The organism is Mycobacterium sp. (assembly GCF_019247615.1).
Classification (GTDB): Bacteria; Actinomycetota; Actinomycetes; order Mycobacteriales; family Mycobacteriaceae; genus Mycobacterium.
Window position 1 is genome coordinate 17,512 of record NZ_JAFBAT010000174.1, and the last position, 21,914, is coordinate 39,425.

The following is a 21,914-nucleotide window of genomic DNA, read 5'->3' on the forward strand; positions in this document are numbered from 1 at the left end:
CGGCGGCCAGTTGCCCACGATCAGATGAGGACTCGATGAGCGATCTCGCCAAGGCAGCGGCACGACGTGCCGTCAAACCGGTCGAGCGAACTCGGCCGGCGGACGGGATGGCGGCCGCCAGCCGCCGCGGCAACCGGTTGCCGCGCGACGAGCGTCGTGGCCAACTGCTGGTTGTTGCCAGCGACGTCTTCGTCGACCACGGATACCACGCGGCCGGTATGGACGAGATCGCTGACCGGGCCGGAGTTAGCAAACCCGTTCTATACCAACACTTTTCGAGCAAGCTCGAACTGTATCTGGCGGTGCTGCAGCGCCACGTCGAAAACCTGGTCTCCGGCGTGCAGCAGGCGTTGAGCACCACCACCGACAACCGGCAGCGGTTGCACGCCGCGGTGCAGGCCTTCTTCGACTTCATCGAGCATGACAGCCAGGGCTACCGGCTGATCTTCGAGAACGACTTTGTCACCGAGCCCGAGGTGGCCGCGCAGGTGCGCGTCGCGACCGAGTCGTGCACCGACGCTGTTTTCGCCCTGATCAGCGAGGATTCCGGGCTGGACCCGCACCGGGCCCGCATGATCGCCGTGGGGCTGGTCGGCATCAGCGTCGACTGCGCCAGATATTGGCTGGACTCCGACCGTCCGATTTCCAAATCGGACGCCGTCGAGGGCACCGTCCAGTTCGCCTGGGGCGGGCTGTCGCACGTGCCGCTTACTCGCTCTTAGCGGCCTTTCCCGCGGCGCGGGCGACGGATTCCACCCCGATTCCGAAGCCGACCCGGCGCGCGTCGGCGACACCGATCTCGACGTACGCGATCTTCACGGCCTGAACCAGGAACCGACGGCCCCGCTCGTCGCTCAGGCTGAGCAGGCCCGAGCCTTCGCGGACCGCGGCGGCCACCCGTTCTTCGACTTCGGCGGGCGTCTGCGTACTGGAGAAGACCAGTTCGCGCGGACTATCCGTGATACCGATCTTGACCTCCACGGGTGGCCCCTTCCGTTGGCTTCGAAGTCGTCAGGCGTGTCAGCAGCAGGCTAGTGGACGCGGAGGGCTCCGGTGGTTCGCGGTCCGCGAAACGGGCGGCGGGACGGTAACGATTGGCTCCCAACTGAGCCAAGATGCCGCTGGCCACCGAGTGCTCATCGTTCACGTCAGTAACATCGGCACCATTATGAACATGGTCACCGATCGCATCGGCCGGGTCCATGACTACCCCGACGACGACGAGCTTTACGGCGGAGCCGACGACGAGGACGGCTACGGCGAATCCACCTGGGCGCCCGAGGGCCGGTGGCGGCCCGCCGCCGCAATCATGGGCGTCGTGGTGGCCCTCGGCGCCATCGCCACCGCCGTGATCATCAACAGCGGCGACAGCGCAACGACGAAGGCGACTGTCGGGCCACCGGCTCCCCTGACGTCCGCTCCTTCCGCGCCCCGGACGTCCGCCACACCCAGCGCCCCTCCCAGCGCGTCTCCCAGCCCGGTACCCAGCGCCACGCGCGCGCCACAGTTACCGCCCGAGACCGTTACCACCGTGACCCCGCCAAGCACGCAGCCCACGTTGCCGCCGAGCGCCGCGCCCGCGCCGACGACCTCGCCACCTTCGCCACTGCTGAATCCGCGCACCGTCGTCTACACCGTTGCGGGGACCAAACAGCTCCTGGACCTGGTCAACGTGGTGTACACCGACGCCCGGGGCTACCCGCAGACCGAGTTCAACGTCTCTCTGCCGTGGTCGAAGGTCGTTGTCCTGAACCCCGGCGTCCAGACCGAGTCGGTGGTCGCAACCAGTTTCTACGGCCGGCTCAACTGCGCGATCGTCAATGCCGCCGGCCAGACGGTACGGGCATCGACCAACAACGGAGCCCTGGCGACCTGCACGCGGTGACCGGATAGCCCGATATCGGTTCAGCCCGATATGCGTTCAGCGCCGACATCGGTTCAACTCAGACCCAGTTCGCGCATCCGCCGGTCGTGTGTCTGCTGCAGGCGGTCGAAGAACGCGCCGAGCTGGCCCAGACCAGCGGGACCGGACACCACCAGGTCGACCAGCTCGTCGTGCTCGGCCAACACGTACTGAGCCTGGGTGATCGCTTCGCCGAACAGGCGACGAGACCACAGCGCCAGCCGGCTGCGCTGTTTCCCGCTGGCGGTGACGGCGGCGCGAACTTCGGCGACGACGAACTGCGAATGCCCGGTCTCCGACAGGGCCGCGCGCACCACATCGGCGACCTCGTCGGGCAGGCCATCGGCGAGCTCGAGGTAAAGGTCCGCCGCCAGGGCGTCGCCGACGTAAGTCTTCACCAAAGCTTCCAGCCACGTACTCGGCATCGTCAGCCGGTGGTAGTTTTCCAGCGCCGAGACGTATTTCGACATCGCCGCCACCACGTCGACACCGCGGCTTTCCAGGGCGTCGCGCAGCAGCTCGTAGTGCTGCATCTCGGCGGCGGCCATGCTGGCCATCGAGATCCGTCCGCGCAGATCGGGCGCCATTCGCGCCTCGTCGGTGAGCCGGTAGAACGCCGCGATCTCGCCGTATGCCAGCACCGCGAACAATTCGTTGACGCCCGGGTGATCAGCCGACAGCCGCGAGGCGGCGGAATCGTCTACCTGGTCGGCTTCCTGGCCGGGGGATGCGGGCTTCCAGGTGGGCCGGGTCATGGCAACACTCTAGTCGCCGGGCTTAGCGGAAAATGGGCGCCAGTTGTCGACCAGCTATCATGCAGGTAGGTATTGGCTGTATTTCTTCGACCGCCCTTGCCTGCGAAATGTGCGTGCACAGCTGGCCCGCCTAGTCCGAGCTCCGCTCGGACCGAGCAGGGCCGCGATTCGGCGACGTATCGGGAGTCGGAATTCGTGCGCGCGTGACCGCGACAGAGAAACACCGACACAACACCGATACCGTCACCGAAAGGCTCGTCATTCACATATGACCTCAGTTACCAGCGCAACCGAACCGACCCCCCAACCCACATTTGCCCAACTCGGCGTTCGCGACGAAATTGTGCGTGCACTGGCCGAAAAAGGCATCGAGCAAGCATTTGCCATTCAGAAGCTGACCTTGCCGCTGGCGCTGGCCGGCGACGACGTGATCGGCCAGGCCCGCACCGGGATGGGCAAGACCTTTGCGTTCGGCGTGCCGCTGCTGCAGCGCATCACGGCCGGCGCCGATGCCAGGCCGCTCACCGGCGCGCCCCGGGCACTGATCGTGGTGCCCACCCGCGAGCTGTGCCTCCAGGTGACCGAGGACCTGGCGACCGCCGCGAAGTATTTGACGACCGAGGCCGGCCGGCCGCTGTCGGTGGTCGCCATCTACGGCGGACGCGCCTACGAGCCACAGATCGAGGCCCTGCAGGCCGGCGCCGACGTCGTGGTGGGCACGCCCGGCCGGCTACTCGACCTGTGCCAGCAGGGCCACCTGCAGCTAGGCGGGCTGTCGACGCTGGTGCTCGACGAGGCCGACGAGATGCTGGACCTGGGCTTTTTGCCCGACATCGAGCGGATCCTGCGGCAAATCCCCGCCGAACGGCAGTCGATGTTGTTCTCGGCGACGATGCCAGACCCGATCATCACGCTGGCCCGCACCTTCATGACCCAGCCCACCCACATCCGCGCGGAAGCGCCGCACTCGGCCGCCACGCACGACACCACCGAGCAGTTCGTCTACCGCGCGCACGCCTTGGACAAGGTGGAGCTGGTCAGCCGTGTGCTGCAGGCCGAGGGCCGCGGCGCGACGATGATCTTCACCCGCACCAAACGCACCGCGCAGAAGGTCGCCGACGACCTGGCCGAGCGCGGCTTCAAGGTCGGCGCGGTGCACGGCGACCTCGGTCAGATCGCCCGGGAGAAAGCGCTCAAGTCCTTCCGCTCCGGTGACATCGACGTGTTGGTTGCCACCGACGTCGCGGCGCGGGGCATCGACATCGACGACGTCACCCACGTCATCAACTATCAGATTCCCGAGGACGAACAGGCCTACGTGCACCGGATCGGCCGCACCGGCCGCGCCGGCAAGACGGGTGTCGCGGTGACCCTGGTGGACTGGGACGAGCTGCCCCGCTGGGAGACGATCGACAAGGCCCTGAGCCTGGATTCCCCGGATCCGGCCGAGACGTACTCCAACTCGCCGCATCTGTACCGGGAGCTCGGCATCCCCGCCGAAGCGGGCGGAACCGTCGGCGCACCCCGCAAGTCGCCGGCCAAGCGGCGCGACGCCGAACGCACAGACGCGACCGCGGGCCAGGCCTCGGTGAAGTCCGGGCGGGCGCGCTCCGGCACCCGGCGGCGGCGCACCCGTGGCGGCCAGCCGGTCACCGGTCACCCCGACGGCAGCACAGCCGCCGGCGGCGCCACCGGTGAAGTCGGCGCGGAGGCGTCGTCGGGCGGCGGCACTGCGTCCAGCCGGCGGCGCCGTCGGCGGCGGAAGCCCGCTGACGGCGCCGCGGCCACCGCCCACGCCAACTGAGCCCTCGCGGGCGCATGGTCAAACCCGAACGCCGGACCAAAGGCGACGTTTTGGCCGCCGTCGCCATCGCGGTCGCGGTGGCGGCGTCCGCGGCGCTGATCTGGTGGACGAGCGACGCCCGGGCCACCACCAGCCGCCCGGCCTCCGCTCCGGCGTCCAACCCCACCCCGGCACGCGAAGTGCCGGCCACCCTGAATCAGCTGTGGACAGCCGCCAGCCCCGCCACCACCGCCCCCGTGGTGGTGAGCGGGACGGTTGCCACCGGCGACGGCCGCCGGGTCGAGGGACGAGATCCCGGTACCGGGCAGATCCGCTGGAGCTACGCCCGAGACGCCGACCTGTGCGGGGTGTCGTGGGTGTACCACTTTGCCGTCGCCGTCTACCACGACGACCGCGGCTGCGGGCAGGTCAGCGCCATCGACGGGGCCACCGGCCGGCGGGGGCCGGCCCGCAGCGGCTATGCCGATCCGCGGGTCACCCTCTCCTCCGACGGCACCACCGTGCTGGCAGTCGGCGATACCCGGCTGGAACTGTGGCGCTCGGACATGGTCCGGATGTTGGCCTACGGCGAGACCGATGCGCGGGTGAAACCGTCGGCGCGGGGGCTGCACTCCGGCTGCCGGTTGCTCTCGGCGGCGGCCAGCTCGTCGGCGGTCTCGGTGCTCGAGAGCTGCGCGCATCAGGCCGACCTGCGACTCGTCCTGCTGCGCCCGGGTAAGGAGGATGACGAACCCCAGCAACACGTGGTGGCCGAACCCGGCATCAGGGCGGATTCCGGCGCGCGAGTGCTGAGCGTCTGGGAGAACAACACCGCGGTGTATCTCCCCGGAAACGCCGGCGCCCAGCCCCGGGTTGACGTGATCGACGACACCGGCACCACCGTGTCGAGCACGCTGCTCCCCAAGCCGCCGTCTCCCTCGGCCACGGTGTCCCAGGCCGGCAGCCTGGTGACCTGGTGGACCGGGGATTCCCTCATGGTCTTCGAGGCGGGCAATCTGACGCCGCGCTACACCATCGCCGCCGGCGAGACCGCCGCGCCGGTGGGACCGGGCGTGATGATGGCGGGCCGGCTGCTCGTGCCGGTCACCGGCGCGATCGGCGTCTACGATCCCGTCAGCGGCGCGAACGAGCGCTATATTCCGGTGAACCGCACATCGAGCCCGTCCGCGGTGGTCCCGTCCGTTTCGGGCTCACGGGTGTTCGAGCAGCGCGGCGACACCGTGGTGGCCCTCGGCTGATCGCCGGCTAGACCTCGAAGGCTAGATCTCCACGGCGAACGTGGGCAGCGATTTACCCGTCTTCCAATGCTTGAGCAACGCCTGCGCCAGCTCGCCGTAGGCCGCGGCGCCCTTGTTCTTGCGCCCGGCCATCACCGACGAGCCCGAGGCGCTGGCCTCCGCGAAGCGCACCGTGCGCGGGATCGGCGGGGCGAGCACCGGAAGGTTGTAGCGATCGGCGACGTCGAGCAACACGTCGCGGGTGTGGGTGGTGCGCGAGTCGTACAGCGTCGGGAGTGCGCCCAGCAGCCGCAGATCCGGGTTCGTGATCTGCTGGACATCGGCGATCGTGCGCAGGAACTGGCCGACACCGCGGTGCGCGAGCGTCTCGCACTGCAGCGGGACGATGACCTCGTCGGCGGCGGTCAACCCGTTGAGGGTGAGTACCCCCAGCGACGGCGGGCAGTCGATGATGACCACGTCGAAGTCGTCGGCGAGCTTGGCCAGCGCCCGTTTGAGTGCATACTCGCGGCCGGCCCGCATCAGCAGCATCGCCTCGGCGCCCGCCAAGTCGATGTTGGCCGGCAGCAGCGTCATTCCCTCCATCGTCGTCACGAGCGCCGCGTTCGGCTCGACCTCTCCCAGCAAGACCTCGTGGACGGACACCGGTAGCTTGTCGGGATCGTGGCCGAGCGAAAAGGTCAGACAGCCTTGCGGATCCAGATCGACGATCAGGACCCGTTGGCCGGCATCCCCCATCGCCGCGCCCAGCGACGCGACCGTCGTCGTCTTGGCCACGCCGCCCTTCTGGTTGGCCACCGCCAGTACCCGGGTCTTGGGCATAGGCGCCGCTCCTCTCACCATCACTAACTCATCGCTGAGTGCCCACGAGCGTGCGATGCCCCGCTACATCGCCACCAGCGCGGTCATAAGCGCCATCCTGGCATGTTCTTACCCCGTGCGCTTCGGCCGACATGCCCTGCATGACGTCGGGCAGAATCTGTCGGCATGGGCGTACAAAATCACCGACTGGTACTTCTCCGCCACGGCGAGACGGCGTGGTCAAAATCCGGCCAACACACCGGCCGCACCGACATCGAACTGACGGATGCCGGCCGGGTGCAGGCCGAGCTCGCCGGACGCGTGCTGCGAGAACTGAATCTCGCCGACCCGCTGGTGGTCAGCAGCCCGCGCATACGCGCACTGACCACGGCCAAACTGGCCGGCCTCGCGGTCGACGAGGTGTCTGCGCTGCTCGCCGAATGGGATTACGGTTCCTATGAAGGCCTGACCACCCCGCAGATCCACGAATCGGTCCCCGATTGGCTGATCTGGACGCACGGATGCCCAGGCGGGGAGAGTGTGGCGCAAGTCAGCGACCGCGCCGATCGGGCCGTCGCATTCGCGTTGGAGCACATGACCTCACGCGACGTGCTGTTCGTGGGCCATAGCCACTTCTCGCGCTCGGTGATCACCCGCTGGGTCGAGCTGCCGCTCGTCGAGGGCAGCCGTTTCTGGATGCTCGCGGGCTCCATCGCCGTATGTGGCTTCGAGCATGGCGTGCGACAGCTTGCCGCGCTCGGATTGACCGGCCTCCCGCAGGCGATCGCACCCGGGTGAGCGGCCCCGAAGGCGACGATGCGCGCCGCGCAGCCGCGCGTGGGGGTACCCCCAGCCGCGAAGCGGCTAGGGGGCGAGACGAGCATCCCGGCCCCGAACCACCCTTCGCGCTGTGCGGGCCGGGGCGGGCCCTGGTCGTCGATGGGGTGCAGCAACGCTACGACGACGTCCGGGCGGCGAAGGCGGCACTGCGTTCGAAGAGGGCAGCAATTGTCTTGGGAGCGTTGCCTTTCGATGTCAGCAGGCCCGCTGCCCTGCTGGTGCCGAACACCGTTGCGTCCCTTGCCGGACCGCCCGACTGGCCGACCGGCCCGCTGCCGTCGGTGCACATCGCGGCCGCAATCCCCACACCGGCCGCTCACCGGCACCTGATCGCCCGCGCGCGAGACGAGCTCGCCGCCGGCGGGCCGCTGCGCAAGGTGGTACTCGCGCGCGGATTGCGGCTCGTTGCCGACGCCCCGCTGGACGCGCGCGTCATCCTCCAACGGCTCCTGGTCGCCGACCCGGCCGCCTACGGCTACGTCGTGGACCTGAGTGCGGCCGGCGGCGACTACGCGGGCACGGCGCTGGTGGGCGCGAGCCCCGAGCTTCTGGTCGCGCGCGCGGGCGAGCATGTCATGTGCCGGCCGTTTGCCGGTTCGGCCCCGCGCGCCGCCGACCCGCAGGTCGACGCCGCAAATGCCGACACGCTCGCCGCGTCGGCCAAAAACCGTCACGAACACCGGCTCGTGGTCGACACCATGCGGGCCGTGCTGCAGCCGCTGTGCGATGACCTTGTGATCGCGCCGGAACCCGAGTTGAGCCGCACCGCGACGGTATGGCATCTATGCACTCCGATGACTGGCCGGCTGCGCGACAAGTCAACCACCGCAATCGATCTGGCGCTCGCGTTGCACCCCACTCCGGCCGTGGGCGGGGTCCCGACGAGGGCCGCCACGGGGCTTATCGCCGAGTTGGAGGGTGACCGCGGTTTCTACGCCGGGGCCGTCGGCTGGTGCGACGCCAGCGGCGACGGCGAGTGGGTGGTCGCCATTCGCTGTGCCCAGCTGTCGGCGGACCGACGCTCCGCGCTCGCGCGCGCCGGCGGAGGCATCGTCGCCGAATCCGATCCCGACGACGAAGTCGCGGAAACCACAAGTAAATTCGCCACGATACTCAATGCGCTGAAAGTTGAGCAATGACGCAGAACATTCGCCGCGCCGAACCGGACGACACCCCCGAAATTACCGACATGATCCATGCGCTGGCCGAATTCGAGCACGCAGCCGATCAATGCACCGTCACCGAAAAACAGATCTCCACAGCACTTTTCGGAAATTCACCCACACTGCAGGGGCATGTCGCCGAGGTCGACGGCAAGGTCGCCGCCATGGCCCTGTGGTTCGTCAACTTCTCCACGTGGGATGGGGCGGCGGGAATCTATCTCGAAGACCTGTTTGTGCGGCCCGGGTTTCGGCGCCGCGGCCTGGCCCGGGCCATGCTGGCCGCGCTGGCGGGTGAATGCCTGGACAAGCGCTACACGCGGTTGTCATGGGCGGTGCTGAATTGGAACTCCGACGCCTTGGCCCTCTACAACGGGATCGGCGCGCAGCCGCAGGGTGAGTGGACAACTTATCGGCTCTCCGGTCCGCGCTTGGCCGAGCTTGCGGGACCATCCTGATCGCTGCCGGCGGCCCAACGCACGGCCGGCGGGCTGAACAGGAGGATCAGGGCGGCAAGCGCCACGACGCCCAAGGGAATGCCGAACGCCGGCTGATGGGAGCCCACCGTGAGATACCACGCCACGGGCACCAGGAGCAGCTGGGTGAACACCGCCGGCCCGCGGCCCCAGCGCTTGCCGAGCGCCAGCGCGCGCCCGGCCGCGAGCACCACGCCGCCAACCAGAAAGAACCAGACCGCCGTGCCCAGCCCGTTGACCACGCGCTGGTCGGCACCGGCGATTCCCCGCGCCACGAGCACCGCGCCCACCACCAACGCGACCACACCCTGCACCGCGACGATGACGCCCGCGCCGCGGACAGCGGCCGGAGCGGAGGGAAGATTCACAGCGTCAGCGTAAGGTTCCCCCACAGCTGCGTCTTAGCGACTCGGCATAAGCTCGTGCATCATGCGGGCCGTGCTGATCGTCAACCCAACAGCCACCTCCACGACTGCCGCCGGCCGCGACCTGCTGGCTCACGCGCTCAAGAGTCGGCTGAAACTCACCGTCGAGCACACCGACCACCGTGGTCACGGCATGGAACTCGCGCAAGCGGCCGCCGCCGACGGGATGGACCTGGTCGTGGTCCACGGCGGGGACGGCACGGTGGGCGGCGTGGTCAACGGGCTGCTCGGCCGTCCTGGCTCGAGGCCCGCCGGGCATGTGCCCGCGGTTGCGGTGGTACCGGGCGGCTCGGCCAATGTACTGGCGCGATCGCTGGGTATCTCCCGGGATCCCGTCGCCGCCACCAACCAGCTCATTCAGCTGCTCGACGACTACCGCCGACACCAGACGTGGCGCCGGATCGGGCTGATCGACTGCGGTGAGCAGTGGGCCGTGCTCAACGCGGGGATGGGCGTCGACGCAGAGGTGGTCGCCGCGGTGGAGGCGCAACGCGACAAAGGTGTCAAGGTGACGCCGATGCGTTACTGGCGGGTGGCCGTGCCCACCACGCTGGCCTTTCGCCGTCGCCCACCGACGCTCACGCTCGAGCTGTCCGATCGCGACCCGGTGGCGGGGGTGCATTTTGTGTGGGTGTCCAACACCAGTCCGTGGACCTACAGCAACAACCGGCCGCTGGTGACCAACCCCGGCTGCACCTTCGAGTCGGGCCTGGGAGTGTTCGCGCTCACCGAGATGAAGGTGTTCCCCACACTGCGATTGGTCGGCCAGCTCCTTTCGAACGGCCCGAAGCCAGACGTCCAACAACTCATCCGCGACGACGACGCCGCTTGTGCGCGGGTGAGCGCAGCCGGGTCCCCGATCGCTAGTCAGTGCGACGGCGATTACCTTGGCCTGCGCGAGAGCATGACCTTCCGGGCGGTCCCCGACGTGCTTCCAGTGGTGGCCCCGCCAGCAAAATCGCGTCTGAGCAGGGGCGATGAGGAACGAAAATGACGGCCGGGAAAACTCCTCGTGAAATCCGGCCGCTGAGTGTAGTACAACGGAGTAGGGGCTCGGCTAAGAAATCGGTGAAGTGAGATACCCCACGAGGCAACTCACACTATTGACATCTGTTGAGCCTGTGAAACGATCGAAAGGTTGCATGCAGAAATTTGTGTAGGGGTACGGACCCTTTTCTTGTGCACGTGTTAACAGCCGAAGAAAATGTCCGTGCGCCTTGCTGCGCACTCAGTGAGGAGTAACAACGTATGGATTGGCGCCATAAGGCGGTCTGTCGCGACGAGGATCCGGAGCTGTTCTTCCCGGTAGGGAACAGCGGCCCGGCGCTCGCGCAGATCGCTGACGCGAAACTGGTCTGCAATCGGTGTCCGGTGACCACGGAGTGTCTCTCCTGGGCCCTGAACACCGGCCAGGACTCGGGCGTCTGGGGGGGCATGAGCGAAGACGAGCGGCGCGCACTCAAGCGTCGCAACGCCCGTACGAAGGCCCGCAGCGGAGTCTGACCCAGTCTGGCGAACAGTGCGGCCCCGACGAAAGTCGGGGCCGCACTGTTGCGTGGGTGGGTGCGTGGGTGGGGCTCGCGTCGGCGCTCACAGCAATAGTCGGGTCCGCCGACCGATCGGTACCCGCAACACCACATCGGTGCCGCGGGCGGAAGCTTGCCGCATGCCCAACGTGCCATCCAGTTCCGCCGATACCAATGTCCGCACGATCTGCAGTCCCAGGCTGTCGGACTTCTCCAGACTGAATCCTTCGGGCAGTCCGCGGCCGTCGTCGTGCACGACGACGTCGAGCCAGCGGGCGGAGCGCTCCGCGCGGATGGTCACGGACCCTTCTTGGGCCGCCGGATCGAATGCGTGCTCGATCGCGTTCTGCACGAGTTCCGTGATCACCATGATCAGGGCCGTCGCGCGGTCGGAATCCAAAACGCCCAGGTCGCCGACGCGGTTGATCCGGATCGGCCTGTCCACCGATGCCACGTCGTTCATGATCGGCAGGATCCGGTCGATGACCTCGTCGAGGTTCACCTGCTCGTCCACCGACATCGACAGCGCGTCATGCACCAGCGCGATCGACGACACCCGCCGCACCGACTCGATCAGCGCCTCCCGGCCCTCGGCGTTCGCGGTCCGGCGGGCCTGCAGGCGCAGCAGGGCGGCGACGGTCTGCAGGTTGTTCTTCACCCGGTGATGGATCTCCCGGATGGTGGCGTCCTTGGATATCAAGGCCCGGTCGCGGCGCTTTACCTCGGTGATGTCGCGGATCAGCACGGCGGCACCGGCGCTGGCGCCGTGAACCACCAACGGCAGCGTGCGCAGCAGCACCGTGGCGCCGCCGGCGTCGACCTCCATCCGCATGCTCCTCCCGCCGGCCAATAGGTCGAGCACGTGCTCGGCCAGCTCTTGCGCCTCGAACGGATCCGAGATCAGCGGACGCGTCACCTTGACCAGATTGCGACCCTCCAGCTCGGAGGTCAGACCCATCCGGTGGTACGCCGACAGCGCGTTGGGGCTGGCATAGGCGACGACGCCGTCGACGTCGAGGCGGATGAAGCCGTCGCCCGCGCGCGGGGTCGAGCGTGACATGACGACGTCGCCGACGTCGGGGAAGGTACCCTCCGCGAGCATCTGCACGAGGTCCTCGGCGCACTCCCGGTAGGCGTTCTCCAGTTGACCAGACGCGCGGTCGGCCGCTTCGGCGGTTCGGTGCCGGGTGATAACCGCGACCACGTTTCCGCCGTAGCGCACCGGGGAGGCCGCGACGCGCTGGCCGGCAAGTTGCCACGAATGTTGTTGAGCCGCATCACTGTCGCGCGTAGCGGCGCCGGAATCGAACGTCTCGTCGACGAGCGGAAGCCGTTCGACGACACTGCCGACGGCGTCGGTCTGCAGAACCGTCGGCGCGGTGTTCGGACGGCACTGCGCCACACAAACCAGCACGCCGTCGTCGCGGCGGACCCACATCAAGTAGTCGGCGAACGACAGGTCGGCCAGCAGCTGCCATTCTCCGACGACCGCGTGCAGGTGGTCCACCGCGTTGCCCGGCAGCATGGTGTGCTCGGCAAGCAGGTCACCGAGAGTGGACATCGGCTCCCCGATCTAGCGAAGCCCAGCCGGGGCTAACTGATGACTGCGATGAGGTCGCCCGCCTGAATGACGTCGCCCACCGACACACTCACCTTGCTGACAGTGCCGCCCACTTCGGCCAGCACGGGGATCTCCATCTTCATCGATTCCAGCAGCACCACGACGTCCCCCTTGCCGATCCGGTCACCCTCATTGACAACGACTTCGAGCACGCTGGCCACGATCTCGGCCCGGACATCCTCGGCCATCTTCACCCCACTCGTGTCGGCCATCTACGCATGCTGGGCGCTGTTCTCCATCAAGCTTTCACCCGGATCATGTATATCGAACCACAGGACCGGCCGGGATCGCGGCACGCGGGCCGTGAGACAATGTGAGACAAGCTAACGGGTGCGCGCCGCCCGGTCGATGCAATCAACGGAGGTTCGACGATGGCCAAAAGGGGCCGCAAAAAGCGGGACCGCAAGTACAGCAAGGCCAACCACGGCAAGCGTCCCAATTCCTGAGCGGAATTGCTGCCCGGTTTCTACTGCGCACCGCGGATGATGGTGGTCCGCTGAATTTCCAGCCGGAGGCGCTCCCGTAAGCCTTGGGGAGCTTTTTCGCCGCCGCACTTCGTAGCTATCAGCGTCTTGATGCGCTCCTCGATCCCGTAATGCTGGAAGCATCCGGGGCATGCCTCGAAGTGCTGGCGCAGCTTCTCGCGCTTTTCGGCGGTGCACTCGCCATCGAGCAGCGTCCACACCTCGGCGATCACCTCGGCGCAGCCAAGGCCGCCGTGGGAATGACTGTCGTCGGCGGCGGGGTCGACCGGGCGGGAAGACTCGCTCATGACGACACCTCCTCGTGCGCATGCTGACCGCGGTTGAAGCCTCGTTCCTTGGCCACGTCGGCCAACAGGCCACGCAGCTGACGTCGGCCACGGTGCAGCCGCGACATCACGGTTCCAATCGGCGTACCCATGATCTCGGCGATTTCCTTGTAAGGGAAACCTTCGACGTCGGCGTAGTACACCGCCATCCGGAACTCTTCCGGTAAGGCCTGCAGCGCTTCTTTGATCTCGCTGTCCGGCAGCCCCTCGAGGGCTTCGACCTCCGCCGAGCGCAGGCCGGTCGAGGAGTGCTCGGCGTTCGAAGCCAACTGCCAGTCGGTGATCTCCTCGGTCGGATACTCCGCCGGTTGGCGCTGTCTCTTGCGGTAGCTGTTGATATAGGTGTTGGTCAAAATCCGGTAGAGCCACGCTTTGAGGTTGGTGCCGGCCCGGAACGAGCGAAAACCGGCGTAGGCCTTGACCATCGTCTCTTGCAGCAGGTCCTCCGCGTCGGCGGGATTGCGCGTCATGCGCAGCGCACCGCCGTACAACTGGTCGATCAGCGGAATCGCGTCGCGCTCGAAACGCGCGGTGAGCTCCTGGTCGGTCTCCTCGGACCGCGCGGGCGCCAACGCCTCCGACGCCTCCGAACCCGTAGCGCCGTCGATATCGGCCATATCGGTTAACACGATCCCTTCTGCTGCGGCATCGCTGGCCAGCGCCGAACGCGCGGCACCATCCAAGAGGCACGTGGCCGTTGGCACCAGACTGCTCCTCCCAATCTAGAGGCTGCCCCCGACAGTGTCTGCCGGGGTGTGCCCCGCTGCATCAGAAATCGAATTGATTAACAGTGTTAGCCACCGCGCTATTTCCGGGGCAGGGATGGCATCGATCGGGCGGACGTTAGTGTGACGTCCATGTCCCATGCCACGTCCTTGCAAGGCAAGACCATGTTCATCTCCGGCGCCAGCCGCGGTATCGGACTTGCGATCGCCAAGCGCGCCGCACAAGACGGGGCCAACATCGCGCTCGTCGCCAAGACGGCCGAACCGCACCCGAAGCTGCCGGGGACCGTGTTCACGGCGGCGAAGGAGCTCGAGGATGCGGGTGGGCAGGCCCTGCCGATCGTCGGGGATGTCCGCGACCCCGATTCGGTCGAGTCGGCGGTGGCGAAGACTGTCGAGCAGTTCGGCGGCATCGATATCTGCGTCAACAACGCCTCGGCGATCAACCTCGGATCCATCACCGAGGTGCCGATGAAGCGGTTCGACCTGATGAACGGCATCCAGGTGCGCGGGACCTATGCGGTCTCGCAGGCGTGCATTCCCCACATGAAGGGCCGGGAGAACCCGCATATCCTGACGCTCTCGCCGCCGGTGCTGCTCGAGAAGAAGTGGTTGAAGCCGACGGCCTACATGATGGCCAAGTTCGGCATGACGCTATGCGCGCTGGGCATAGCCGAGGAGATGCGCGCCGAGGGCATCGCGTCGAACACGTTGTGGCCCCGCACGCTTGTGGCCACCGCCGCGGTGCAAAACCTGCTTGGCGGTGAAGAGGCGATGGGACGGGCCCGCAAGCCCGAGGTATACGCCGACGCCGCCTATGTCATCTTCAACAAGCCCGCCCGCGAGTACACCGGAAACACGTTGCTGTGTGAGGACGTGCTGGTGGAGTCCGGCGTCACCGACCTGTCGGTATACGACTGCAGGCCGGGTTCGCAGCTGGGCGTGGACTTCTGGGTGGACGGCGTCAACCCGCCGGGATACACCGGGCCCTGAAGGACCCTAGCGTGGCCCGCGCCGCCACCCCGGCGATCGCCGCGCTGGTCAAAGCCGGTGTGCCACACCAGATCGTGAAGTACGGGCACGATGCCGGGGAACGTTCGTTCGGCGCGGAAGCCGTTGCCGCGCTAGCCAAGTCGGGCGGCATAGCGCCGGGGCAGATTTTCAAGACGCTGGTGATCGCGGTACCCGACGGATTGGCAGTTGCCATGGTGCCCGCGTTGGCCAGGCTCTCGCTCAAGGCGGCCGCGACGGCGCTCGGGGTGGCCAACGCCGAGATGGCCAAACCGGACGCCGCCGAGCGGGTGACCGGTTATGTGGTCGGCGCAGTTTCGCCGTTCGGGCAGCGCAAGGCGCTGCCGACGGTGGTCGACGTCGGCGCACTGGCCTGGGAGCGCGTGTATTGCAGCGCCGGCCGGCGGGGCTGGGACGTCGCGGTCTCACCGCGGGACCTGATCCGGCTGACGGGCGCGATCACTTGGGAATTGACCGCGCGAGCCTAACGCCACGGCGCAAAACAGCGCCAGATTTCGCCGTGGCGTTACGCGCTCGAACGGACTCGCACCGAGCTCAGGGGCGCTCTCCCGGTTCATCCAAAAATCCCTGGATGACGGGCGCGAGCTCCGTCGCGTTGTGCACCACGTCGATATGGCCGCCGGAATGCAGGTACAGCAACGCGTGCGGCAGCAACTTGTGCAGGATGTGCGCGTTGGCCACCGGAATGATCGGGTCGTCGGTGCCGGCCACGATCAGCGTCTCCTGCCGCACCGCACGCAACGCGAACAGGCTCGTCCACACCGAACCCGCCAACAGCTGGTGCAAATATCCGATCTTCGATCCCGCATGCAATTGCCGAACGAATAGTTGGGCGACGTCTTGACCGTGAGCGCGGACGGTCCCACCGTACAGCTCACCCGCGATGGAGGCGGCATAGGCGGGATCCGAAAACCGGCGCGGCGTGGCCATTTTCAACAGCACCCTTGGGTGCGCGGGCACCATCAGGAGGCCGGTGCCCGTCGCCACCAACACCAGGCGCCGGCACCTGCGGGGATTCTGGAAGGCAAACTGTTGCGCCAGGGCACCGCCCCAGGACAACCCGAAGACATCGACGACGCCGATTCCCAGCTTGGACAGGACCCGCCCGAGTACCCACGCGAGGTAGGGAAACCCGTAGGGCAGAGGCGATGTCGGTGACCCGCCGGTTCCGGGAACGTCGAACCTGACCACCGTGCTCTGCAACTGCTCGACCAGCGGATCGAGTACCTCGAGGCTGGCACCAATGCCGTTGCACAGCACCAGCGGCACGCCGGATCCATGGCGCACGTTGACCCTGATTCGCTGTCCGCCCGCGGTGACGTAACACTCCTCGCCGACCGAGCTCACCGCCGGCATCGGGGACTCCGCTGCGCACACGCCGTCACTTCTCCATGACGTAGGTGCCGGGAGCCGGGCAGAGTGGCGGGAAACCTTCTCCCCCAAGCACTTTCGGTGAATCGACTTTCGGACCGCTGCGCTCGGCGAGCCAGGCGACGTAGTCGGGCCACCATGAGTCACTGTGCTTCTCGGCGGATTCCAGCCACTGTTGCGGATCTTCCGCGTCGACGGGGCCGGTCCGGTATGAAGCCTTCGGGTTGCCCGGCGGGTTGACCAGCGCCGCGATGTGACCGCTGGTGGACAGAACGTAGCGATTGTCCTTGCTGCCCAGCAGCCGCGCGCTGCGATAGGTGGCCTGCCACGGGCAGATGTGGTCGGCGATGCCGCCGACCACGTAGGCGTCGGCGGTGACCTTCCCAAGGTCGACCGGGCTGCCCAGCATGGTGAGCGCGCCGGGGGTGACAAGGGCATTGCGCTGCGCCATCAGGATCATGTCGCGGTGCAGAGCCGCGGTCATCCGGGTGGTGTCGGCATTCCAGAACAGCACGTCGAACGCCGCCGGCTTGCGACCCTGCACGTAATTGTTCACCCAGTAACGCCAGACCAGGTCTGTGGGCCGCAGCCATGCGAACATCTCCGCCATGTCGCGCCCGTCGAGGTAGCCCTTCCGGCGCGAAACCTGGATGGCGGCTTGGGCCGCGCGGTCACTCATCATGGCGGCCGCGAAACCGGCCCGCGTCTCGTCCAGCACGGTGACCGACAGGTTGAGGCTGGCCACCCGGTCGCCCTCGCCGATGTCGGCGAGGTGAGCCGCCGTCATCGCGGCCAGGATGCCGCCGGAGCAGGTGGCCAACAGGTGAGTGCTATCAGTCCCGGAGATCTTCTGCACCGCGTCCATGGCCTCGACTATCGCGGCACCGTACGCGTCGAATCCCCAATCCCGGTGTCGCTTTTGGGGGTTGCGCCAGGAGATGGCAAACACTTGCTGCCCCTGCTGGACGAAGTACTCGATGAGGCTGCGGCCGGGGGCAATGTCCATGATGTAGAACTTGTTGATCACCGGCGGCACCATGAGCAATGGAATCGCATTCACTTTCGGTGTCTGTGGGGCGTATTGGATCAGTTCGAACACCGAGGTCTGCAGCACGACCGCCCCCTTGGTGACGGCCAGGGTCTCGCCCACGACGAAGGCGTCGGGCTCGACCATCGCCGGCACCCGCGGCTTCGAAAGCACGTCGCGCGCAAAGGCTTTGAGGCCACGGACCGCGCTCAGTCCGCCGGTGTCGATCATGGCCTTCCAGCCCAGGGGGCTGATCAGCGGGTTGTTGCTGGGCGCCAGCCCCTCGACCAGGTTGTCGACGACGAAGCGCATCCTCTGCTCGTCCCGCCAGTCCAGGTGGGCGTCGGCGAGCAGCCCTTCGGCGGTCTCGGAGCCCGCGAGGTAGGCCTGCATGATCCGGTGCAGCAGCGGATTCTCTTGCCAGGCAGGGTCGCTGAATCGCTTGTCGCCCCGGGCCGGGGCGCGCTGCGACTTACCGGTCGCGATGCTGCCGAGTTCACGGGTCAACGCGCCGACCCTGTCGCCCACGGCACCGGGGTGCTGGGCGAGGTTGCCGGCGAAGCGGGCCCAGGTGGCGTCCGGCATCATTCGGCTGGCAAATGGCTTGGTGGCGCTGGTCAGGAGCAGGTCCAGCGGCGCGGCCAGCTCGTCGACTTTGGTGCTAGCCATGGTTATCGCGTGCTTTCGCTTGTCGGGATGGTGATGTCGCGCTTTTGGACCTTGCCGGTCGGTCCTTTGGGCAGCTCCTCGACGAGCCACACCAGGCGCGGGTATTTGTAGGCGGCCACTTGGGCTTTGACGTGCTCGCGCAACTCTTCGGGGGTCGCGACCGCGCCTTCCTTGAGCGCGACGGCTGCCCCGACCTCTTCGCCGAGGGAGTCGTGCGGCACGCCGATGACGGCGGCCTCCGCCACGGCCGGATGCTCGTAGAGCACCTCCTCGATCTCGCGGGGGTACACGTTGTATCCGCCGCGGATGATCATGTCCTTGGTCCGGTCGACGATGTAGAAGTAGCCGTCGTCGTCGACCCGCCCGACGTCCCCGGTGTTCAGCCACCCGTCCTCGGTGATCGTCGCCATTGTCGCGTCGGGCAGGTTCCAGTAGCCCTTCATCACGTTGTGGCCGCGGATCTGAATTTCGCCCACTTCTCCCCGCGGCACCTCGACCCCATCCAGATCGACCACCCGCATGTCCACGCCCTGAACGGGGGTGCCGATCGACCCCACCTTGCGCGGCCGGCCCGGATGGTTGAACGCGGCAACCGGAGAGCTCTCCGAAAGGCCGTAGCCCTCGAGAACCATACAGCCGAAAGCCTTTTCGAAATCCATGAGAACCTGGACCGGCAGGGCCGCGCCACCGGAGACGCAGGTCCGCAGGCTCTTCAGTGCACCGGGCCGGGCCTTGTCCGCCACGCTCAGCAACGCCGAATACATCGTCGGCACCCCCTCGAACACCGTGACGGCGTCACGCTCGATCACCTCGAGAGCCTTCAGCGGGTCGAACCGCGGCATCAGCGTCAACGTCGCGCCCGTGAGGACCGATGTGTTGAGCCCGCAGGTCAGGCCGAAGACGTGAAACAGGGGTAGGCAGCCCATCACCACGTCTTCCGGCCCGATCTCGATGAGGGTGCGGACGGCGACCTCGGCATTGCGGCTCAGATTCCCGTGCGTGAGCATGGCGCCCTTGGGCTTGCCGGTGGTCCCGGAAGTATGCAGGATGACCGCGACTTCGTGGTCGCCGCATTCCACCGGGGACTGCTGCTCGGGCAGGTCGGCGATCAGGTTCGTCAGGCCGGCGTCGTCGACCAGCCAGCACTGTGCACCAACCTCGGCGGCGCCGGCGGTGGCCTCGTCGGCGAACGCCGGTGTCGCGAACATCGCCTTGGCGCCGCTGTTGGACAGGTAGAACGAGATTTCGCGCGCCTTCAGCAGCGGGTTCATCGGCACCGCGACTGCGCCACGGTAGATGATCCCGTAGTACGCGATCGCGAACGCGGGTGTATTCGGCAGCATCAGGCCGACGCGGTCGCCCGGTTCGACGCCGGCCCGCTCCAGCAGCGTCGCCACGCGGGCGGCGGCGGCGTCGAATTCGGCGAAGGTGAATTGCAGGTCGCCGCAACGCAAGGCAATGCGGTTCGGGCTGCGATCTTTAGATGCGACGAGGTTGTTGCTCAATGCGCTCATTGGGGTGCTCCAGAGAAGGGCTTATCGGGCTCACGTCGAGCGTTATCCCGGCGACATCAAAACGCAATGTCCGCACACACAACAGCACGCCCCTTTTGGTGTTACCGCGCACATCGGCCCCGCCCCGGGCATAGGGTTTGCGGGTATGGGCGTGGCCTCAAAAGTCACCGGAAGAACCGGCACGCTCGGGCGCGGCGCGCGCGTTGACCCGTACGTCGTCGAGCTGAGCAAACTCATGCTGGCTCGTGCGCCGGAGCTGGGAAATGAGATGGCGGAAGTGATCTGCCGGGAGGTCGACGCGTACCGCGACGACAGCATCGTGACGACGGATCAGGTAGCGCAAAGCTGTGTGGCCAACGTGACGTTCATCTTCCACGCGCTCGCCGGCGACGCGGACGTCTCGGAGGTGGACGTCTCCCCCGCCGAGCGCACCGGCACCGAACGCGCGCTCGCCGGTGTGCCACTGCCGGCGGTGATGACCGCCTACCGGATCGGTTTCCGGTTCATGTGGGAACAAACCATCGCCACCGCCCGGGCTGCGGCCATACCCGCCGACTCGATCCTGAACGCCACCGCCCGAGTCTTCTTCGCCCAGGAGACCTTCACCCAGGCGATGAGCGACGCATACCGACAGCAACTCACGGCCCAGATCCTCGAACGGGAGGAGGAGCGCTCGGCGTTGGTGGAAGCTCTGTTGTACCGGCGGATGACCGATCGGCAAAGCCTTTGGGAGGCAGCCGATCTGCTGCGCCTGCCCACCTCGGGTCCTTACGTCGTCGTGGCGGCCGAGCTGCCGGCTATCGGCCGGCTCGGTCTACCCGCCATCGAGAACAAGCTGTCCGCCCGCGACATCCGGTCGGCGTGGCGGCTGCTGCCCGACCTGCAGGTGGGGATAGTGCATCTGCGCGGCTCCGCGCGCGGCGGACTGGACCCGCTCGTCGAGGTGCTCAAACAAGCGGCCGCCGCCCGAGTCGGCATCAGCCCACCGTTTCAGGAGCTGTCCGAAACCAGCGACGCGCTGCGGTTCGCCCGGTGCGCCCTGACGGGTAAGGGATCGGCCGACTCGCTCGTCGCAGCGTTCGACGCGACCCCGCTCGCCGTCGCCGCGGTCAGCGCGCCCGACGCGATGGCGAAGATCAAGTCGTCGGTGCTTCGGCGAGTCGACGCACTGCCCGGCGAGGAACGCACGGTGCTGATCGGCACCTTCGACGCGTGGTTGGATGCCGGCGGGTCGGCCAGCGAGACGGCGGGGAAGCTCTATTGCCATCCCAACACCGTGCGGCATCGGCTGCGCCGCATCGAGGAGTTGACCGGTCGATCACTCTCACGGCCGAGGGACCTCGCCGAGCTGTGCCTAGCGTTCGAGGTCGACCGGCAGCTGCCCTAAGCGCCCCGAGGCGCCCCGAGAGATTCCGCCGCGCGTTTCGCCTCGTGGCGAATCTGGAATCCGCTGATGATGTCCACGATGCCGATGGCGATCAGCCAGCAGCCCGTGACCAGGGTGAGGATCTCGATCGAGTCCATCGGGTAGACGATGAGCACCACACCGCCGGCGACGATGATGAGCCCGGAGATTATCTGCCAGCCGCGTCCGGGGAGTCTGTCGAACGATATCGCGGTGCCGAGCAGCGTCATCCCGCGGAAGACCCAACTGATGCCGATCCACAGGGCGAGGAGCCAGATTGCCTCAAACTTGTCGCGGAAGCAGAACACCCCGAGCACCACTGACACCGCACCGGTGATGAAGCTGAACACCCTCATCGCGCCTCCGATGTGCGCGCTGAACGCGGCGAACATGTAGCCGATCCCGGAAAGGATCAGGTACACGCCGAAGAGGACACCGGCCACGAACAAGCTCTTGCCCGGGTAGTACAGGATGATGGCACCGAGGGCGATGGCCACGATGCCGACGAACAGCGTCAATTGCCACGCGCTGCGTGCCAGCTGCTGCAGCGGACGCTCGAAAACTGGGTGCTCGCTAGTTGTCATGACAATATGATTTGCCATCCCGGGCATCCAAGGTAAGGGCCTTTAGGCCACAATTCGGCATCGGGCCGGCAAGGTCCGCGTACGGCGTTTGTCTCCAAAAAACAACCATTCACCACAAGTTGGTTGTTTCGCGACATCGCCACGGGTCAGGCGGCGGCGTTAGGTTCTGCCGCGAACTCGATGGTTCGGCCCGCGGCGGCTCGAATTATCACCCCGCACAGACCGTT

The 21,914-nt window shown here is 67.2% G+C and carries 24 protein-coding genes; 12 read left to right on the forward strand and 12 right to left on the reverse strand.

The genetic code is table 11. The features are described 5' to 3' along the window. Positions 1-35: 35 nt before the first annotated feature. Complete coding sequence (locus JO059_RS11710; protein WP_293318738.1) at positions 36-722, forward strand: TetR/AcrR family transcriptional regulator; 687 nt, start codon at positions 36-38, stop codon at positions 720-722. On the opposite strand, the gene JO059_RS11715 is transcribed toward JO059_RS11710, so the two are convergent. Then, positions 709-981, reverse strand: a complete 273-nt coding sequence (locus JO059_RS11715; protein WP_293318740.1) for a DUF3107 domain-containing protein — start codon at positions 979-981, stop codon at positions 709-711. The genes JO059_RS11710 and JO059_RS11715 overlap by 14 nt on opposite strands. Before the next feature lie 193 nt (positions 982-1,174). Here JO059_RS11715 and JO059_RS11720 point away from each other — a divergent pair, with 193 nt between their 5' ends. Then, complete coding sequence (locus JO059_RS11720; protein ID WP_293318742.1) at positions 1,175-1,885, forward strand: MmpS family transport accessory protein; 711 nt, start codon at positions 1,175-1,177, stop codon at positions 1,883-1,885. A gap of 53 nt (positions 1,886-1,938) precedes the next feature. On the opposite strand, the gene JO059_RS11725 is transcribed toward JO059_RS11720, so the two are convergent. Beyond that, entirely contained in the window at positions 1,939-2,658 is a 720-nt protein-coding gene (locus tag JO059_RS11725) for a ferritin-like fold-containing protein (protein WP_293318744.1), read from the reverse strand. 268 nt (positions 2,659-2,926) lie between these two features. Here JO059_RS11725 and JO059_RS11730 point away from each other — a divergent pair, with 268 nt between their 5' ends. Together JO059_RS11730 and JO059_RS11735 are read left to right on the forward strand one after the other, a co-directional pair. Further along, the gene (locus JO059_RS11730; protein ID WP_293318746.1) at positions 2,927-4,462 is read left to right on the forward strand and encodes a DEAD/DEAH box helicase; all 1,536 of its coding nucleotides are present in this window, start codon (positions 2,927-2,929) and stop codon (positions 4,460-4,462) included. Between the two features lie 14 nt (positions 4,463-4,476). Then, positions 4,477-5,700 (forward strand): hypothetical protein, encoded by a 1,224-nt coding sequence (locus tag JO059_RS11735; RefSeq protein ID WP_293318748.1) that lies wholly within the window; start codon positions 4,477-4,479, stop codon positions 5,698-5,700. Positions 5,701-5,721: 21 nt separating this feature from the next. On the opposite strand, the gene JO059_RS11740 is transcribed toward JO059_RS11735, so the two are convergent. Continuing rightward, positions 5,722-6,522 (reverse strand): AAA family ATPase, encoded by an 801-nt coding sequence (locus JO059_RS11740; RefSeq protein ID WP_293318750.1) that lies wholly within the window; start codon positions 6,520-6,522, stop codon positions 5,722-5,724. A 165-nt stretch (positions 6,523-6,687) separates the two neighbouring features. On the opposite strand from JO059_RS11740, the gene JO059_RS11745 reads away from it, so the two are divergent. The 3 genes from JO059_RS11745 (at position 6,688) to JO059_RS11755 (ending at position 8,959) form a co-directional block, all read left to right on the forward strand. After that, complete coding sequence (locus tag JO059_RS11745; protein WP_293318752.1) at positions 6,688-7,299, forward strand: acid phosphatase; 612 nt, start codon at positions 6,688-6,690, stop codon at positions 7,297-7,299. Positions 7,300-7,409: 110 nt separating this feature from the next. After that, positions 7,410-8,480: an isochorismate synthase gene (locus JO059_RS11750; RefSeq protein WP_293318837.1), complete on the forward strand. Its 1,071-nt coding sequence runs from the start codon at positions 7,410-7,412 to the stop codon at positions 8,478-8,480. Next, complete coding sequence (locus JO059_RS11755; protein WP_293318754.1) at positions 8,477-8,959, forward strand: GNAT family N-acetyltransferase; 483 nt, start codon at positions 8,477-8,479, stop codon at positions 8,957-8,959. The genes JO059_RS11750 and JO059_RS11755 overlap by 4 nt, the downstream gene beginning before the upstream one ends. Here JO059_RS11755 and JO059_RS11760 read toward each other — a convergent pair. Beyond that, the gene (locus JO059_RS11760; protein WP_293318756.1) at positions 8,911-9,345 is read right to left on the reverse strand and encodes a hypothetical protein; all 435 of its coding nucleotides are present in this window, start codon (positions 9,343-9,345) and stop codon (positions 8,911-8,913) included. The genes JO059_RS11755 and JO059_RS11760 overlap by 49 nt on opposite strands. Before the next feature lie 61 nt (positions 9,346-9,406). Between JO059_RS11760 and JO059_RS11765 the strand changes: the two genes are divergently transcribed. Beyond that, positions 9,407-10,396, forward strand: a complete 990-nt coding sequence (locus JO059_RS11765) for a diacylglycerol kinase family protein (RefSeq protein WP_293318758.1) — start codon at positions 9,407-9,409, stop codon at positions 10,394-10,396. A gap of 254 nt (positions 10,397-10,650) precedes the next feature. Further along, positions 10,651-10,905, forward strand: coding sequence for a transcriptional regulator WhiB1 (gene whiB1 / locus JO059_RS11770; RefSeq protein WP_023371700.1), 255 nt, complete (start codon positions 10,651-10,653; stop codon positions 10,903-10,905). A gap of 87 nt (positions 10,906-10,992) precedes the next feature. On the opposite strand, the gene JO059_RS11775 is transcribed toward whiB1, so the two are convergent. The 4 genes from JO059_RS11775 to JO059_RS11790 all read right to left on the reverse strand — a co-directional run bounded on the left by JO059_RS11775 (position 10,993) and on the right by JO059_RS11790 (position 13,977). Next, positions 10,993-12,489 (reverse strand): sensor histidine kinase, encoded by a 1,497-nt coding sequence (locus JO059_RS11775; RefSeq protein WP_293318807.1) that lies wholly within the window; start codon positions 12,487-12,489, stop codon positions 10,993-10,995. A gap of 32 nt (positions 12,490-12,521) precedes the next feature. Further along, entirely contained in the window at positions 12,522-12,737 is a 216-nt protein-coding gene (locus JO059_RS11780) for a biotin/lipoyl-binding carrier protein (protein WP_293318839.1), read from the reverse strand. Positions 12,738-13,015: 278 nt separating this feature from the next. Next, positions 13,016-13,321, reverse strand: a complete 306-nt coding sequence (gene rsrA / locus JO059_RS11785) for a mycothiol system anti-sigma-R factor (protein ID WP_293318809.1) — start codon at positions 13,319-13,321, stop codon at positions 13,016-13,018. Further along, positions 13,318-13,977 (reverse strand): sigma-70 family RNA polymerase sigma factor, encoded by a 660-nt coding sequence (locus JO059_RS11790; RefSeq protein WP_293318841.1) that lies wholly within the window; start codon positions 13,975-13,977, stop codon positions 13,318-13,320. The genes rsrA and JO059_RS11790 overlap by 4 nt, the downstream gene beginning before the upstream one ends. Before the next feature lie 240 nt (positions 13,978-14,217). Between JO059_RS11790 and JO059_RS11795 the strand changes: the two genes are divergently transcribed. Together JO059_RS11795 and JO059_RS11800 are read left to right on the forward strand one after the other, a co-directional pair. Next, on the forward strand, positions 14,218-15,078 hold the full coding sequence (locus JO059_RS11795) for an NAD(P)-dependent oxidoreductase (RefSeq protein WP_293318811.1): 861 nt from the start codon (positions 14,218-14,220) through the stop codon (positions 15,076-15,078). 11 nt (positions 15,079-15,089) lie between these two features. Beyond that, positions 15,090-15,584 (forward strand): aminoacyl-tRNA deacylase, encoded by a 495-nt coding sequence (locus JO059_RS11800; protein ID WP_293318813.1) that lies wholly within the window; start codon positions 15,090-15,092, stop codon positions 15,582-15,584. Between the two features lie 67 nt (positions 15,585-15,651). Here JO059_RS11800 and JO059_RS11805 read toward each other — a convergent pair whose 3' ends face one another. Genes JO059_RS11805 through JO059_RS11815 form a run of 3 tightly spaced genes read right to left on the reverse strand, consistent with a single transcriptional unit; the run spans position 15,652 to position 19,698 of the window. Continuing rightward, the gene (locus tag JO059_RS11805; protein WP_293318815.1) at positions 15,652-16,473 is read right to left on the reverse strand and encodes an alpha/beta fold hydrolase; all 822 of its coding nucleotides are present in this window, start codon (positions 16,471-16,473) and stop codon (positions 15,652-15,654) included. 25 nt (positions 16,474-16,498) lie between these two features. Then, positions 16,499-18,184, reverse strand: a complete 1,686-nt coding sequence (locus tag JO059_RS11810) for an alpha/beta fold hydrolase (protein ID WP_293318817.1) — start codon at positions 18,182-18,184, stop codon at positions 16,499-16,501. Positions 18,185-18,186: 2 nt separating this feature from the next. Continuing rightward, entirely contained in the window at positions 18,187-19,698 is a 1,512-nt protein-coding gene (locus tag JO059_RS11815) for a long-chain fatty acid--CoA ligase (RefSeq protein WP_293318819.1), read from the reverse strand. Between the two features lie 145 nt (positions 19,699-19,843). On the opposite strand from JO059_RS11815, the gene JO059_RS11820 reads away from it, so the two are divergent. Next, a complete protein-coding gene (locus tag JO059_RS11820; RefSeq protein WP_293318821.1) occupies positions 19,844-21,085 on the forward strand; it encodes a helix-turn-helix domain-containing protein in 1,242 nt (413 codons plus the stop codon). On the opposite strand, the gene JO059_RS11825 is transcribed toward JO059_RS11820, so the two are convergent. After that, positions 21,082-21,687 (reverse strand): HdeD family acid-resistance protein, encoded by a 606-nt coding sequence (locus tag JO059_RS11825; RefSeq protein ID WP_293318823.1) that lies wholly within the window; start codon positions 21,685-21,687, stop codon positions 21,082-21,084. The genes JO059_RS11820 and JO059_RS11825 overlap by 4 nt on opposite strands. Positions 21,688-21,914 lie beyond the last annotated feature (227 nt).